The sequence below is a fragment of the Paenibacillus oleatilyticus genome (genome assembly GCF_018998565.1).
GTDB lineage: Bacteria > Bacillota > Bacilli > Paenibacillales > NBRC-103111 > Paenibacillus_G > Paenibacillus_G oleatilyticus.
Window position 1 is genome coordinate 97,590 of record NZ_JAHNZO010000027.1, and the last position, 16,123, is coordinate 113,712.

Here is a 16,123-nt window from a genome sequence, read left to right on the forward strand (position 1 = left end):
TTAGTAAAGAAACGGGTGATTGCTGTTGGAACCGGTCCTCTTGAATACGAAACTGCATAGACCTCCCCTTCCGGCAGCCCTTGTGCCGCGTCCCCGCTTGACGATGCGGCTTCAAGAAGGCTTGCAGCGCAAAGCAACCTTCATTACGGCCCCTGCAGGCTACGGAAAGTCCACGCTGGCGGGCGCGTGGGTTCAGCAGACCGGATTGCCTGTCGGATGGCTGTCGCTCGATAAGGGAGACAACGACATTTTCCGGTTCTGGCATTACGCCACCTCGGCGATTGACCGGGTCTGCCAAGGCTTCGCGCAGCGGGTTACACCGGCCTTGGAGTCGCTGACTCCGGGAAGTTGCGAGCCCTTCCTTGTGCCGTTTCTCAACGAGCTGAACGGAATGCAGGGCAAGCTGGCATTCGTCCTGGATGATTATCACGTCATTCGCGATCCGAACATCCACGCTTCGCTGGCTTTTCTCCTCGACTATTTGCCTGCTCATGTTCATCTGTATGTCACGAGCCGGGAGGAGGTGCCCTTCGCCAAAGCGCGGCAGTTCAGCCGCGGGTGGGCGGTGCAGCTCGATGCCGACGACCTGCGGTTCGATGCGCAGGAGGCGGCGGAGCTGCTCCGTTTGCAGGAGGGCATGGCCGACTGTCCCCAAGAGCAGCTCGAGCTGCTTGTCCGGCGGACGGAGGGCTGGGCGACAGGCTTGAAGCTGGCGGCTCTCTCTATGGGCAAAATGAAGCCGGGGCTTTTGATGCAAGACTTGTCGGGAGACAGCAGCCGGATCGGGCAATATTTGCTTGAGGAAGTGTTCGAAGCGCTGGAGCCCTCCGCACAAGCTTTCTTGACCAAATGCTCCATTCTCCAGCGGCTGTGCGGGCCGCTATGCCAAGCGGTTTCGGGGGACGCCGACAGCCGGACCAAGCTGGAGCAATTTTCCCGCGCTGGACTGTTTCTAATGCCGCTGGACACACATAAGGAATGGTTTCGTTTCCATCATCTGTTCGCCGATTTTCTCCAGCGGCAGTGGCTTGAGCGGGAGCCGGGCGAAGTCCGGGAAGCGTACAAGGCGGCGGGCGCCTGGTGTGCGGAGCATGGCTTCCAAGAGGATGCCGTGGACTATTATTTGGCGGGGCGGCATTTTTCCGAAGCGATCGGGCTGCTGGAGCAAATGAAAGCGATTATGGTCAAAAGAGAATTTTCGACCCTGCGCCACTGGCTGTCGCTCATTCCCGAAGCTATCCTGTGGGAGCACCGCTATTTGTATTTTTCGTATATTTTATCGCTGCTATGGGATAATGAGCCTTTGCTGGCCGAGAGCTATTTGCAGTCCGCGGAAGAGCGGTTCCGGGCTTCCTCCGGGACTTGGACGCAAGAGGAGCGACATCGTTTTCTGGGGAACCTGTACTATTTGAGAAACTCGAAGGCCACACAATACGATATCGATGTCGTCAAAGGGCTGGAATACATCCGCTTGTCTCTCCGGTACAGTCCGGAGGGCCCGGACCTGCTGCTTGCCCCGCCCCATATGCCGCTATCCCCCTCGATCTTCCGATCGTACAACGGCAAGCGCGGAAAGCATTTGCCAAGAGAGGTGGCGGACCCTTTTTTCCGAAGTATGATCGAATTTCTAACGCCGACGGGCGTGCACGATACCGCACTCGTCTGCTACGGCGAGCTGCTTTACGAGCGCAATGAGCTGGAGGAAGCGGAGGAGCATTTTAAGCTGGGGCTGCAGGAGAACGTGCACAGCCGGCACCAGCCGGAAAAAGTGTACTTGCCCGCTTATCTGTATTTGTCGCGGATTTCCAGGGCCAGAGGATACTGGCAAGGCGCGGAGCAATGGCTTGAAGCCGCCGGCAAAAAGGCAGCCGACGACCGGGCCGCCGGCGTGCCGCTATTCGTCGAGGCAGAGCTGGCCGGGCTGCGGCTGGAACTGGGCGATGCTTCCGCGGCGATAAAGTGGAAGAACAAATACGCGCTTGAGGCACACGACCCGGTCTCCATTTTTCAACTGTTTCCTTATACGTCCCTGATCCGGGTCTTAATGGGCGAAGAACGTTATGAGGAGGCGTGGGCGCTGTCGGATAGGCTGCTTGCGATAGCCGTTAAGGGGCATCGGCCTATGGATGCCTTGGAGCTTCAAGTGCTGCAGGCGCTGCTCGGGCACAAGCTCGGCAAGACGGAAATGGCCGTCTTAACGTTGGAACAGGCTCTGAAATACGCCGAGCCGGACGAATATATCCGCGTGTTCGCAGACCGTGGCAAGCCGGTCGCCGAGCTGCTGATGACGTATATCCGCATGCGGCGCAAGGGTCATGTGCGGGAAAACGAGGGGCCGTCCCTCCATTTCGTCCAGCGGGTGCTTTCCTGCTTCGGCGAAACGGCGCCGGGAATCGGCAAATCTGCGGACGGATTGGACCGGCTGGAGCGGCTGCTGACGAAGCGGGAGCTGGCCATTTTTCGCTGTATGATGGAGGGCATGGATAATCAAGCGATTGCGGATGCTTTAACGATCGGGATGGGTACGTTGAAGACGCATGTCAACCATATTTATGGCAAGCTTCAAGTCAAAAACCGGATCGAAGCGATCCGCCGCGGCAAGGAAATGCTGGAATAGATCCACCCATAAAATCTAACCTCGTCTATAACCGGGGTTAGATTTTATTTTGGGCTGAATCCGCTATGCTTTAACGTGGATAAGAAGCTAACGGAAGGAGCACCAGGATGATGCAAAGCACAGGAGTTGGCCGGATGGCAGAGGCGGCAGCCGAAGAAAAAAACGTTTCGCTGCGGCACGGAGAGGAGAGTTTATGCGAACGATGAAATGGCGGAAGACGCTTCGTACGGCTCTGCTTTTTGTCGTGCTGCTGACTTCCGTTCCCGGCGGGCAAACGAACGCGTCTGCGGGCTTGGCAGTTTCCCCGGTTAAAGGGAAGCATGTCGCCGCCGGATTGTTCCATTCGTTCGCCATAAAATCGGACAGAACCGCGGTCGCTTGGGGAAATAACGGGATGAGCTATTCGCGGATACCCGAAGGCCTGAATGACGTCGTGGCGATCGACGGCGGGGCGGCGCATTCGCTGGCGTTGAAAGCCGACGGGACCGTCGTCGCCTGGGGTGAAAATTTTCGCGGGCAAGCCAGCGTACCGCCCGGACTTAATAAAGCGACGGGGATCGCAGCGGGAGTATCCCACTCGCTGGCCGTGAAACCGGACCGGACCGTCATCGCCTGGGGGGATAACGAAAAAGGACAAGCGAATGTACCGGCCGGGATGAACGATGTGATCGCGGTCGCGGGAGGGCTGTATCATTCGCTGGCCTTGAAGGGAGACGGCACGGTCGTCGCCTGGGGAAACAACGATTCCGGGCAAACCGACGTGCCGCCCGGGTTACACCAGGTGACGGCGATTGCCACGAAATTTTATCATTCGCTTGCGCTGAAGGCAGACGGTACCGTCATCGCGTGGGGAATGAACGACAGCCGCCAAACGGACGTGCCGCCCGGGCTGAATGGGGTCTTGGCGATTGCGGCGGGAAGGACTCATTCGCTGGCGCTCAAGTCGGATGGGACCGTCGTCGCTTGGGGAGGAAACGTGTTTGGGCAAAGCGACGTACCGCAGGGACTGAACGGAGTCATAGCGATCGCGGCGGGCCAATATCATTCGCTCGCTTTGAAATCGGACGGCACGGTCGTCGGCTGGGGCTGGAATTCAGAGGGACAGACGAAAGTGCCGGGCAGCGCGGACCTGAGGGGGTTAGCTTTGCAGGAGGGCCCTATCAACCCACCGTTCCAACCTTCGGTCACGGAATATACGTATGCCTATGTCGGGCCATCCGTTTCCAAGGTCCATCTGACGGCGACGCTCGCCGATTCGACCAACGGGGCCTTATATATCAATGACGAATTGCAATCCAGCGGCGGTGAGACGGCCGTTCCCGTAACCGGGGCATCGACCGACATACCGGTTCGTGTCGAGCCTTTTCTTTTGCCGGGAAAAACCTACACGATCCGGATTCTGAAAGATGCCACGGCCCCCGTTGTAACATTCAGCCCGAACGGTAACGATTCATCGGCAAAGTCGGCTGCCGCCATGGTGACGGTTGAAGATACGGAGAGCGGTGTCGCTCCCGCTTCTCTTCAATACGCTTGGACGCCGTCCTTGGTCGTGCCTGCCGACGGTTGGGCGCCTTTCACAAACGGAGATACGCTGAAGCAGGCAGGCGGGGACGGCAAATGGTATTTGCACGTTCGCGCCGCCGACCGGGCCGGGAATACGGCCGATCGGATCGCGGGTCCTTTCCTTCTCGATAACACGGCCCCTGAGATCGTGATGAACGGCAGCAATCCGATGTATGTTCCCGTGGGCAAGCCTTATATGGAACCGGGTGCGACGGCGAGGGATGCGATCGACGGCGATCTCCCGGCTGCTTCTATTGTGACGTCGGGAGATGTGGATACCGGTAGTCCGGGAGCGTACGAGGTTCGCTATCGCGCCACCGATCGTGCAGGGAACGCCTCCACCGTTACCCGCAGCGTGTATGTCAAAAGCGGGCCTGCCATTTACTTGAAGGGGCCCGGCACCATGACCGTCGAAGCAAACGGTACGTTTACGGACCCCGGCGCAACGGCAGTAGACGTGCTGGATAACGACATTACCCCGTCGATTACCGTAACGGGAACCGTAGATACCAGCCGCCTGGGCGTCTATCGGCTCGATTATAACGCAACGGACCGTTTCCAGTATGCAGCGCCAAACGTGACGCGCACCGTCTACGTGAAGGACACGCAGCCGCCCGTGTTAACGCTGCTGGGTGACAATCCGCTAATTGTTGGGGTCGGCGGTTCCTTCAACGATCCCGGTGCAAAGGCGCAGGACGGCTATGACGGCGACATTTCTTCCTTGATCACCGTTAAGGGAAGCGTGGATACGAGCCGTCCGGGCTCCTATACGTTAGAGTACCATGCGACGGACCAATCGCTTAACGAAGCTGTGCCGGTAACCCGGGCGGTCGTTGTCGTCGCTCCCCCGGCGATTACCCTTCTGGGCCCGTCTGCGATGAGCCTGAAGGCAGGCGAATCCTTCACCGATCCCGGAGCTCAGGCGAAGGATGCTTACTATGGAGACCTTTCCGGTCAAATAACGGTAACCGGAGCCGTAAACACGCAGGCACCCGGCGTCTATACGCTGCGTTACAACGTCCAAAACCCGGCCGGCCTTGCCGCAGCCGAGGCGACTCGAACCGTCACCGTCGTTGGCACAAGCGAATCCGGACACTCGGGAGATTCCGGCAGTTCCGGCGATTCCAGCGGTTCAATGTCACCCGTTCCGTCTGCACCTAAGGACCAATCAACAATAACGGCAATCGTCAGAATCAACGGCAAAGAGACGGACGTGAAAGCGACAAAAGAAACGTCCAGCGAAGGCCAATCCATTCTGCGAGTTGCCTTGCCTGGGGAGCCATTGACAGCAGCGTTCGCAGCCGAGCCGGAGGTCGTCATTGAAGTTATGAACAACGAGCCGGTCATCAAGGCGGAATTGCCCGCGGCGCCGCTTCTGGAGGCGTTAGCCAAACAATCGGGCGCACTTGTGCAAATCAAGGCAGCAGGAGCGAGCTACAGTCTTCCGCTCAGCCTGTTGGCGAATGAACCGAAGGATGCCACCATCACCATCGCGATAGCAAGAGCATCCGATGCAATAAGCGCAACCGTTAATGCCGCAGTTCAAAGGCAAGGCGCACGGCCGCTGCTTGATAACCCGGTTCGTTTCTCAGTATTTTCCAACGGGAAGGAAATCACGGATTTCAATGGAAGCTACACGGCCCGGACATTGTCCCTGCACTCCACCGCGGACTCGGGCAAAGCAACGGCAGTTTGGGTAGATGCGTTCAACCAGGTGCATTTTATCCCGTCCATATTTACAAGTCATGGCGGAGAGAACATGGCAACCATCTTCTCTCCGCGTAACGGCATGGTGACGGTTATTCAATCGAATCAATCGTTCGCGGACTTGAGAGGCCATTGGGCGCAAGCGGATATCGAGCGGCTGGCGAATAAACGCATTGCCGAAGGGGTGACCGTGGATGCGTTTGTCCCGGACGTTCCAATTACCCGCGCCGAATTCGCGTCTCTGCTGGTGCGTTCGCTCGGGCTCCCCGAAGAAAAGAAAGCCCTCCCGTTTACGGATATCGAGACCACGGATTGGTATGCCGGAACAGTAGGAACAGCGCAGAAAGCGGGATGGATCAACGGATACGAAGACGGAACCTTCCGGCCGAATGAAACCATTACCCGCGTACAAATGGCGGCCATGATTGCGCGGGCTCTGAAATTCGCCGGGAAAGCTCCTCAACCGAACTTGGTCGTACTTGATCGGTTCGACGACGATACAGGCATTGCGGACTGGGCCAAGCAAGCCGCTGCTCAGCTTTATGCGGCAGGTATTATCCAAGGAACGACCGAAACGACCTTCGGTCCCCAGGAGCGGGCCACCCGCGCTCAAAGCGCCGTCATGCTGAAACGAATGCTGCAATATTTGCATTTTATTAACGAATAACGTTCCACGAATGGCTTTCGCCGCCCTCTCGACGGTGAAGGCCATTTTTATCTGGAGAATGGGAAACAACAAGGGGAAATGGTAAAATATGCAGTACCTATCATTTTATCTATTAAAAGGGGATCAGGGCATGAGCCGAAGAAGATTGCAGATTGGCATGTGGCATGCGTTCAGCGAAGAGGATATGGAACGTTTCGGTTCCGATGCGATTGGCGGTATTGAAATTTGCCAGTATCGCGATAACGAAAGCTTATTATATACAACGAAAGTCTGTAGAGAGAAGAGTCTTTCCTTTGGCATTCATTCGCCGGTTTTCGGCGGACAGCCGTACAGGCCGCCTCGGATTACCTCCATAGACCGCGAGGAGCGGGAAGAAGCCTTGCGCCGCGTAGAATGCGAAGTCCGTATAGCAGCGGAATATGGCGCCGATTATATTTTGTTTCATTATCCTTTTGTGCCGATATTCCCATTGGAAACGAAGCAGGTTTTCGCCAACATGCCGAAGCCGGACGAGCGTTACGAAGCCAATCAGATCGATGCGGCTCAGCTAAAGGACATTTCTCTCCGATTGTTTGATGCGTTTTGCGGGCTTCAACACCGCTATGGGCAGCGTATCGTATTGGAGCATGATTTTTGGGGAGAGCATAAGGAGCTGCTTACGACGATGTTCCGGGAGCATCCGGAGATTGGTCTCGTCGTGGATACGTCCCGGCTGGATATTTCCGCAAGAGCGTTTCACAACGTCGAACCGATGCGCTGGCTTGAGGCCGTAGCTCCGTATGTTTATTTGATCCATTACAGCAACGTCCGGTACGAAGCGGACCGGTTCATTCATCATCTTCCCGTTCTGCCGGAGCATGACGATGACGACCGCTTCGGGAACGCCTACGCCTATCTCGCCTACCTAGCGCAGCGGAACGAACGGTTTCACGTAACCTTCGAGCATCACGCGAATCTCATTGATCGGGACCGGCTGCTTGAGCTTTATGTCCGAACAGAACAGTTGCTGCAAACCTCGCTGAAGAAGTCCGACCCGGCCTAAGTGAAATGAATATCCCCTCTTGACCTTCACGTAACGGAAAGGTGTACGCTATCGGTGCAACGACATCCGATGAAGGAGAGGTACTTAGTACTTATGCCAAATCATGATCAAATTTATGCCGAGCAAGCCGGGCGTTACGACCGCTTAATCAGCAAGCAACCCGAACTGGCGCATATCGTGCAATCCATCAAGCCGTTCGCAGGTCTCGACATCGTCGATCTGGGCGCAGGAAGCGGCAGGCTGTCGTCCGCTTTGATCGGACAAGCGCGGTCGCTGACGGCAACCGATGCATCCTCCGCGATGCTGGACGTCTTGAAGGAGCGCATCCCTGAAGCGGACCGTCCCCGCCTGCGCACAGTCGTCGCGGATCACCGCGAGCTGCCCTTGCCGGACGCCAGCGCGGACTTGATCGTTTCCGGTTGGAGCCTGGGCTACTTGACAAACAGCAACGATCCGCTGTGGGCGTCCAACCTGGACCGCATCCTGCAGGAAATAAACCGGGTGCTTCGTCCCGGCGGAACCGTGATCATCTTCGAAACGATGGGTACGGGCTTCGAAACGCCGAATCCGCCAGACTTTCTCTTGGATTATTATGCGGCTTTGGAGCGGCAGTATGGCTTTACCCACCAATGGGTCCGCGCGGATTATACATTCGAGACCCTGAACGAAGCGGAAGAACTAACCCGCTTCTTCTTCGGCGATGAACTGGCCTCCCAAGTCGCCGCTAAAGGCTGGACGACCGTTCCCGAGTGCGCCGGCATCTGGTTCAAGCATAATTAAGCGCTCCCTTCATGGCAAAGAGGCTGTTCACCCGAGCATTACCACTCGGCAAACAGCCTCTTCTTAGTCAACAACGGCCTACAGCCCTAAAATCGCATCAATCATCGGCTTCGTCTCCCCGCCCGGGTACATCAGGTAGAGCAAAATGTACACCGCCACACCCGTCGGCGCCGTCAGCAGCCACATGACTGCCGTCCAACGGCCGATTTTGCGGTGCTTGGCAAATCTCTTATTGAACGCGTACAACAGCGTTACAATGCCGAAAACACCTGCGAGCGTCGCGAGCGTAATATGGAAAAACAAAAACAGATGATAAGCCAGCTTCAAATTCTCCGGTCCGCCGAAAGACGTATTGCCGATAAAGATCGTCCGGCTGGCATAAATCAGAAAGAACACCAGCGCAAATCCCGCGCCCCAGAGCATCAGCTTTTGGTGCGTTTCCCGGTTCCCCTTCACAATATGATACCAGCCGAACGCGACAAAGATAGCGCTAATTACAATAAAAGACGTACTGATCGTTGGCAAAATCGCTATTTTCACGTGTACCCCACCCGTTCACTTTGCAATAAACATTCAACCATGCCCATTAGGCCCGATTGGCGCTCCCTGCCGGAAAATAAGGCTCGTCGGGCAGCTCGTCGTCCTGCTTGCGCTCCCTCCGATACCAACGGAAAAAGGTAAAGCCCAATGCCATGCCATATACAATCTCCTGAACGATCTTCATGATGACGCCGCCAAGCTGCTGATCGTCGAGCATCGGCAGCAGCAAGAGCTGCTCCGGAACGGCCGAATACATCGCATACATCGGATCTCTGGCGAAAATAATCAACGCACAGGCCGGCGTCAGCAAAATCCCGTTCACGAAAATGTACGCCATCCGTTTCATCTCGGACATCGTGTTGTATTCCGGCAGCGGGCAAAACACCGGGAACCACATTTGGAAGGCGGCCAGCAGGAAAAAGATTTTATACACGAAAAGCGCTGCGGCGTTGGCCATCAAAGCATCCATGATCATCGGAATGTGATACATAGAGAAAATAAAGTTAAACAGAAACAGCGACAGCAGCGGATTGGTCAAGAAACGCATCACCCGTTTGGCCGTCTCGCCTTTTAACGCGGGGCGAAGCAACCACCCCGGCAGACCGAGCAGCAAACACGGCGGCATGACCAGATACAGAATCGACTGCTGAAACATATGAACGCTGAAAAAGTAGTGATGGCCGTAATAGGAAAGCGGGCTGCCTTCCGCCGCGTACCATAAAGCCAATCCGAGCCAGAACCACAGCTTTTGTTTCAATGCGACGGGCTCGCTATTCGCAAAATCTTTACGCCAGCGGCCTACCGCAAGCGTATATAATACACCGACAACAATCAACAGCAGCAAAAAACCGGGGCTCCATAATGCAGCAAACGTAGGGCCGGTTTCGTGCCCTCCATGGGACATCGTAGGGTCCAAGACGATTATGCTCCTTTCCCAACCCGGTTCTTGCGCCGGGAATTGTGTCGAAACGGTGAAAATGTCTGCCGTTACGCAAAAGAGAGGGGCTTACGTACGCAGCCTCCTCTCTCCTCTATCCTACCACCAAACCCAATATACGGCCATGATAACCGCAGTTAATGCGATAAACGCGCCGAATGCCAATCCGACAATCGGGAAGAAATGTCCCCGGTCTTTCATATGCATCCAGTAAGCCAACTGGAATATAATCTGAACAATCGCCAAGCCGACGATGAAGAACAAAATAAACGAACGGTCCAGCCCGCCGTACAGCACGACGGCAAATGCCAGCATCGTGAGTACGATGGAGATAATGTACGATAAGTAGTGATTCTTCGGACCTTCCAAACGATGACGATCACCGGCAGACGACGAATGGTGTTGGTTGCTCATTTATGGACCCACCTTCCCCATCAGGTATACGACCGTAAAGATGAATACCCAAATGACGTCGATAAAGTGCCAGTATAAGCCGGCGACGTAATATTTGGGCGCCGTAACGACAGTCAAGCCTTTTTTGAAGCCGTTGATGATCAAAAGCGAGATCCACAGAACACCGAAAGCCACGTGAGCGCCGTGAAAGCCTACTAACGTATAGAAGGAAGTAGCGAACGCGCTTTTCGAGAACGTATGACCTTCATTGACATAGTGTACGAACTCGTAAATTTCAAGGCCCAGGAAAGCGAGGCCGAGCAATACGGTAACAGCCATCCAAGCTTGAAGCTTTTGGAACTGGTTGCGGTGCAGCGCCATCGTGGCGAACACGCTGGTCAAAGAACTGGTAAGCAAGATAAACGTCGATATACCGACCAAATCAAGCGAGAACAAATGCTGAGCCGTCGGGCCGTCCGGCACTTGGTTACGAAGCGCGATGTAGGAGGCGAAGAGCGAACCGAATAGTACGCACTCACCGCCAAGGAACAGCCAGAAGCCTAGAACTTTATTTTTGCCTTCTAATGTTGCCGTTTCCGCGTGAGGTGGCAAAGCGCCGCCCGCTTCATGATGTGCTGCACTCATGCCTTCGCCCCCTTATCGTTTAACTCCTCCGGCTCGATATGGAAACCGTGATCATCATACACCGAACGGAAGAACATGCAGATTAACGTCATACCGATACCGAGGATACTGACAATATACGTGTGATACATAAATCCGTATCCTGCGATGAACAAACCGACGGACATCAGGAACGGCAGAATCGAAGGCGACGGCATATGAATCGAACCGATCGGTTCGGCCGGCGTCATTTCTTTGTTGCCTGCCATTTTTTCTTTCCAGAATGCATCATATCCGCGAACAAGCGGAGTTTGTTTGAAGTTGTACTCCGGCGGCGGCGAAGGAATCGTCCATTCCAGCGTACGAGCATCCCACGGATCTGCCGGGGCATCCATCGGTCTTCTCAAGGAAGCAAAGATGTTGATCAAGAAGATGATCGTGCCGATCCCCATCAGGAATGCGCCGATGGTACTGACAAAGTTACCTTGCTCAAGTCCCACACCAGGTTGATACGTAAACACGCGGCGAGGCATGCCCATCAAGCCTAAGAAGTGCTGCGGGAAGAACGTCATATGGAACCCGATAAAGAAAGTCCAGAAATGAATTTTACCAAGCGTCTCGTTCAGCATGCGGCCGAACATTTTCGGCCACCAGTAGTACGAAGCCGCGAACAATCCGAGTACGAGACCGCCTACGATAACGTAGTGGAAGTGAGCTACGACAAAGTACGTGTCGTGGTATTGGAAGTCAGCTGCCGGTACGGCAAGCATAACCCCGGTAACTCCCCCCATAACGAACGTCGGGATAAATGCCGTTGCGAAAATGTTCGCTGTTGTGAACCGGATTTGTCCGCCCCACAGGGTGAACAGCCAGTTGAAGATTTTGACCCCGGTCGGAACCGCGATCGCCATCGTGGCGACCCCGAAGATCGCATCCCCGACGGGACCGATCCCTGTCGTAAACATATGGTGAGCCCAAACCATGAAGCCCAAGAACCCGATCAGCGCCGTAGCGAATACCATCGAGCTGTAACCGAACAAACGCTTTCTGGAGAACGTCGAAACGACGTCAGAGACGATACCGAAAGCTGGCAAGATCAAGATGTAAACTTCGGGGTGCCCGAAAATCCAGAAAAGGTGTTCCCAAAGTACCGGGTTACCGCCCTTGGCTACATCAAAGAATGCGCCGCTAAAAATCCGGTCGAACATCAGTTCGACAAGCCCTACCGTAATGGCCGGGAAAGCGAACAAAATCAGCAAAGAAGTGATGAATGCAGTCCATGTAAACATCGGCATTCTCATGTAAGTCATGCCTGGCGCACGCATGTTGATGATCGTGACGAGGAAGTTAATCCCCCCGATCAGCGTACCGAGACCCGCGATCTGCAAGCCGAGAACGTAGAAGTCTACACCCTTGAACACTCCGCTTGGATCAATGATGCCTGCAAGCGGCGGGTAAGCCGTCCAACCTGCCGCCGGTGCGCCGCCGAGAAACCACGACGTGTTCAGCAGCAAGCCGCCGAAGAAGAATAACCAGAAGCCCAGTGCGTTCACGAACGGGAACGCTACGTCGCGGGCTCCGATCTGAAGCGGTACGATCGCATTCATGAAAGCAAAGATGACCGGCATCGCCGCAAGGAAGATCATTGTCGTACCATGCATGGTTGTCAATTGGTTAAACGTATCTCCGAAAAAGATTTTCTGATCGGGGTAAAGCAGCTGAATCCGGATCAAGATGGCCTCAATGCCGCCCATCAGGAAAAAGATCCCGCCCGCGATCAAATATAAAATTCCGATCTTTTTATGGTCCACCGTGGTAAGCCAATCCATCAGCCCGGTGTACCGTTTTGCCGTGTGTCCGTGAGCCACCGTATAAACCTCCTTTTTCCGCGATGCTCGTTACTTTAACTTCAACGAATTCAAGTATTTGATTACATCATTGATTTGGTCGTCCTTCAATCCGACTTGAGGCATTTTGTTGCCCGGTTTCACCGATTGAGGATCGGAAATCCACTGCTTCAAACTTTCATCGTTGTGCGGCAAAATGCCAGCAACGAGCTCACGGGAAGCAAAGCCGTTCAAGTTCGGACCCGCGCCGAGTCCCTGTGCGTTAACCGCGTGACAGGACAAACAGTTGTCTTTGAAGATCTGTTCGCCTTTTTGCGCATCGGCCGGAACGGAAGCAGGCGTTTTCATTTTGGCGACCCATTGATCGAAATCGGCTTGATCCATCGATTTCACTTTAAAGTCCATCAAGGAGTGAGAGGCGCCGCAGAGCTCCGCACACTTTCCTTTGAAGACGTCTACTTCGTCTGCTTGCAAGTAGTACACGTTGGTGTTACCCGGGTTCGTGTCCATTTTACCGCCGAGCGACGGAACCCAGAAGGAGTGCTTCACATCGGAAGCGGTTAATTCGAAGGCGATCTTTTTGTTTGTCGGAATGACTAAGTCTTGGGCTGTTGCAATCCCCAACTCCGGATATTCGAATTGCCACCAGAAGGCGTGAGCCGTCACTTTAACATGCAGCGCTTCTTTGTTGTCTCTGTGGTCTTCCAAAAGCTTGAATGTGTACTGTACGGTAGGAACGGCCAAAATGAGGAGCAGTATGATCGGAATAACCGTCCAAATAATCTCCAGCGTATGGCTTCCTTCCACCTGTTTCGGAATGATGTCTTTGTCGCCTTTTTTCTTTCTGAAGCGGACCAAGACGTACAAATAAAGTACAAAAACGACCACGACAACCAGAAGCATGATCCCGAAGCTTAGCTTCATCAGGAACAGCTGATCTCTGGCGACCGGCCCCCTTGGATTTAAGGCGGAAATCGTCTGGTCTCCACACCCCGTTAACAGCAACATCATCAACCCAAAAAGAGGGATGAACCGCCACAGATTTTGCCATCGAATCATCTTAATCAATCCCACCTTATAAAGCAAATATTTTTCGATCAACATAGGTCATAACTTGTCAATGAACCTAATCACCATATTAACTATAAATTCGGACCCGTTTTTTGTCAATGAATCTGAAGAAGTTCACAAATTGTTCGGAACTCTTTATTTGCTAGGGATTAAGCGTTTTCGCCTCTACTTGGTTATTTCCATATAGCGGTGGTTTTATGCATCATTTGGACCTCGCTTTCCTGCGCATAAATCGTCCCCGATAATCAATCCTAAGAAGGAGATTTGCAAAGGAGGGCACTCATGATGCGTTATTTCCGATGGATCGGATCGGCAGCCGCCTTGGGCCTCGCCATGACGATGACCGGCTGCTTTTCTTGGTACGATTACAACAGCGCCCAGAATTACGGCAGCAAGCGGGATATGCCGAGGCAAGACACGTCGCGCGCTTATCAAACTCAGCAGCAGTATGCCCCCGTTTCCCACAAAGTAACCAAACTGGAGATGAATCAACATTTGTCCGATCAAGTAGCCGCGATGGACGGGGTCAGCAGCGCGATCGTCATGATGGGCGATAGCACCGCCTATGTCGCTATCACGATGGACAGCACCGCCAGCGGGACGCGGGGAGGCGACGTCGCTGGAACGGAAACCAATAATTACGGTTTGGTCAAAGGGCTGTACAGCACTTACGGAGATCAAAGCGATTTTGCCCCATCGGACCAATTGATCAGCGGAGGCAGCGGCGGCGAGACGGAAATGCACCACGAGCATTTGTCGCATTTGTTCAAGCAGAAGATCGCGGAAAAAATACGGCTGAATCAGCCCACGGTGCATGACGTCTATATTTCGGCCAACCGTGTTGTCGTCAACGCGTTCAACCGGATGGCGCAGGACAGCTGGAGCGGAAGAAGTCTGGAGCCCTACCGCGCCCAATTCGCGGAAATGATGGAACGGACGTTCGGAACGGACGTTACGGTCCCGAATCAGGCGGAAGGAAACGGCCGGGAATATTGAGCCCCGGTCCCGTCATCGCTTCAGCGGAAAGTAGGCTGCACCCGGCTTTTTTCAGCCCCGTGCAGTTTCTTTTTGCCGTCGGTTCCTGTAGAATTGCATTTATAATTGAAGGTTCTCTTAGAAGAATAATTCGAATTACGAGGAGATAATATAATGAAGAAAAATAATTTTGCCCTGCTCGGGATCGGGAGCGACTTGGCCGAGGCCATGCAAAAACATGGATATAACGAGCCGACGCCGATCCAAAGCGAGGCGATCCCGGTTGCGCTTGCCGGCCACGACATCATCGCTCAAGCACAGACCGGCACGGGCAAAACGCTGGCTTTTGCGCTGCCGATTCTGGAAAACGTCAATCCCGGCAACCCGAACGTGCAGGCGCTGATCGTTACCCCGACCCGTGAGCTTGCCATTCAAATTACGGAAGAAATCAAGCGCTGGGCTCCGCTCAAAGGCTTGCGCGTGTTGTCCGCTTACGGGGGGCAGGATGTCGAACGCCAGATCCGCAAGCTGGAAGGAAATATACATATTATTGTAGCGACGCCCGGACGGCTCCTCGATCATTTGCGCCGGGAAACGGTGCAGCTTCATAAGCTGTCCGTTCTTGTGCTGGACGAAGCGGATCAAATGCTGCACATGGGCTTCCTCCCGGAGGTCGTGGAAATTATTTCGGTGACCCCAAGCCGCAGGCAGACGCTGCTGTTCTCGGCTACGATGCCTCCGCGCATCCGCCAGCTGGCCAAAGAGTACATGCGGCAGCCGGTTGAAATCGAAGTGAAATCGAAACGCGTGACGCTGGACGAAATCGAGCAGGTCGTGATTCAGACTACGGACCGCGGAAAGCTGGAAGCGCTCTGTAAATTGATCGACGAGGAGAATCCGTATTTGGCAATGATTTTTTGCCGTACGAAGCTTCGAGCGAGCAAGCTGATGAACGAGCTGGCGGAACGCGGGTATTCGTGCGACGAGCTGCACGGAGATTTGACGCAGGCGAAGCGCGAGCAGGTCATGAAGCGGTTTCGCGAGGCCAAAATCCAGCTGCTCGTAGCGACCGATATCGCGGCGCGCGGCCTCGACGTCGAAGGCATCACGCACGTGTTCAATTACGACATTCCGCACGATGCCGAAAGCTACATTCACCGCATCGGGCGGACGGGACGCGCAGGGCAGACGGGCAAAGCGTTTACGTTCGCCGCGCAGCGGGATAAGATGTATCTGGAGCAGATCGAGCGGGGCATTAAAGCGACGATCGCGAAGCGGTCGGGGAAAGCAGCGGCAGAGCGCGGCGACGCGGGTGAAGGCGCAGCGCGCGGGCGGCGCGGCGGCGGCGCGGATGCGGCAG

The 16,123-nt window shown here is 54.8% G+C and carries 12 protein-coding genes; 6 read left to right on the top strand and 6 right to left on the bottom strand.

Annotated features, from left to right (window positions below; translation table 11 throughout):
• Positions 1-40: 40 nt before the first annotated feature.
• The 4 genes from KQX66_RS27790 to KQX66_RS27805 all read left to right on the top strand — a co-directional run bounded on the left by KQX66_RS27790 (position 41) and on the right by KQX66_RS27805 (position 8,376).
• Positions 41-2,617 (top strand): winged helix-turn-helix domain-containing protein, encoded by a 2,577-nt coding sequence (locus tag KQX66_RS27790; protein WP_253957474.1) that lies wholly within the window; start codon positions 41-43, stop codon positions 2,615-2,617.
• Between the two features lie 193 nt (positions 2,618-2,810).
• Complete coding sequence (locus KQX66_RS27795; protein ID WP_216796119.1) at positions 2,811-6,554, top strand: immunoglobulin-like domain-containing protein; 3,744 nt, start codon at positions 2,811-2,813, stop codon at positions 6,552-6,554.
• Positions 6,555-6,684: 130 nt separating this feature from the next.
• Positions 6,685-7,596, top strand: a complete 912-nt coding sequence (locus tag KQX66_RS27800; RefSeq protein ID WP_216796120.1) for a TIM barrel protein — start codon at positions 6,685-6,687, stop codon at positions 7,594-7,596.
• Between the two features lie 93 nt (positions 7,597-7,689).
• Complete coding sequence (locus KQX66_RS27805) at positions 7,690-8,376, top strand: class I SAM-dependent methyltransferase (RefSeq protein ID WP_216796121.1); 687 nt, start codon at positions 7,690-7,692, stop codon at positions 8,374-8,376.
• A gap of 78 nt (positions 8,377-8,454) precedes the next feature.
• Here the strand turns inward: KQX66_RS27805 and KQX66_RS27810 are convergent, their stop codons facing one another.
• The 6 genes from KQX66_RS27810 to coxB form a co-directional block, all read right to left on the bottom strand.
• Positions 8,455-8,916 (bottom strand): DUF420 domain-containing protein, encoded by a 462-nt coding sequence (locus KQX66_RS27810; RefSeq protein ID WP_216796122.1) that lies wholly within the window; start codon positions 8,914-8,916, stop codon positions 8,455-8,457.
• A gap of 46 nt (positions 8,917-8,962) precedes the next feature.
• Positions 8,963-9,832 carry a cytochrome c oxidase assembly protein gene (locus KQX66_RS27815; protein WP_216796123.1) on the bottom strand — a complete coding sequence of 290 codons (870 nt, stop codon included), beginning with the start codon at positions 9,830-9,832 and terminating at the stop codon, positions 8,963-8,965.
• 120 nt (positions 9,833-9,952) lie between these two features.
• A complete protein-coding gene (locus KQX66_RS27820; RefSeq protein ID WP_025846585.1) occupies positions 9,953-10,267 on the bottom strand; it encodes a cytochrome C oxidase subunit IV family protein in 315 nt (104 codons plus the stop codon).
• Entirely contained in the window at positions 10,268-10,891 is a 624-nt protein-coding gene (locus KQX66_RS27825; RefSeq protein ID WP_054972545.1) for a cytochrome (ubi)quinol oxidase subunit III, read from the bottom strand.
• Entirely contained in the window at positions 10,888-12,699 is a 1,812-nt protein-coding gene (ctaD, locus tag KQX66_RS27830; RefSeq protein WP_054972555.1) for a cytochrome c oxidase subunit I, read from the bottom strand. Before ctaD ends, KQX66_RS27825 begins: the two co-directional genes overlap by 4 nt.
• A gap of 69 nt (positions 12,700-12,768) precedes the next feature.
• Positions 12,769-13,776, bottom strand: a complete 1,008-nt coding sequence (gene coxB / locus KQX66_RS27835) for a cytochrome c oxidase subunit II (protein WP_216796124.1) — start codon at positions 13,774-13,776, stop codon at positions 12,769-12,771.
• Positions 13,777-14,070: 294 nt separating this feature from the next.
• Between coxB and KQX66_RS27840 the strand changes: the two genes are divergently transcribed.
• A complete protein-coding gene (locus KQX66_RS27840) occupies positions 14,071-14,784 on the top strand; it encodes a YhcN/YlaJ family sporulation lipoprotein (RefSeq protein ID WP_253957475.1) in 714 nt (237 codons plus the stop codon).
• 153 nt (positions 14,785-14,937) lie between these two features.
• Positions 14,938-16,123, top strand: a 1,186-nt coding sequence (locus KQX66_RS27845) for a DEAD/DEAH box helicase (protein WP_216796125.1), incomplete at its 3' end; no start/stop codon positions are given.

Excerpts from the sequence above, each read along its gene's own strand:
- KQX66_RS27820 (WP_025846585.1), bottom strand. The coding sequence starts at position 10,267 with ATGAGCAACCAACACCATTCGTCGTCTGCCGGTGATCGTCATCGTTTG.
- coxB (WP_216796124.1), bottom strand. The coding sequence starts at position 13,776 with ATGATTCGATGGCAAAATCTGTGGCGGTTCATCCCTCTTTTTGGGTTG.
- KQX66_RS27795 (WP_216796119.1), top strand. The coding sequence starts at position 2,811 with ATGCGAACGATGAAATGGCGGAAGACGCTTCGTACGGCTCTGCTTTTT.
- KQX66_RS27840 (WP_253957475.1), top strand. The coding sequence starts at position 14,071 with ATGATGCGTTATTTCCGATGGATCGGATCGGCAGCCGCCTTGGGCCTC.
- KQX66_RS27800 (WP_216796120.1), top strand. The coding sequence starts at position 6,685 with ATGAGCCGAAGAAGATTGCAGATTGGCATGTGGCATGCGTTCAGCGAA.
- ctaD (WP_054972555.1), bottom strand. The coding sequence starts at position 12,699 with ATGGATTGGCTTACCACGGTGGACCATAAAAAGATCGGAATTTTATAT.
- KQX66_RS27825 (WP_054972545.1), bottom strand. The coding sequence starts at position 10,891 with ATGAGTGCAGCACATCATGAAGCGGGCGGCGCTTTGCCACCTCACGCG.
- KQX66_RS27805 (WP_216796121.1), top strand. The coding sequence starts at position 7,690 with ATGCCAAATCATGATCAAATTTATGCCGAGCAAGCCGGGCGTTACGAC.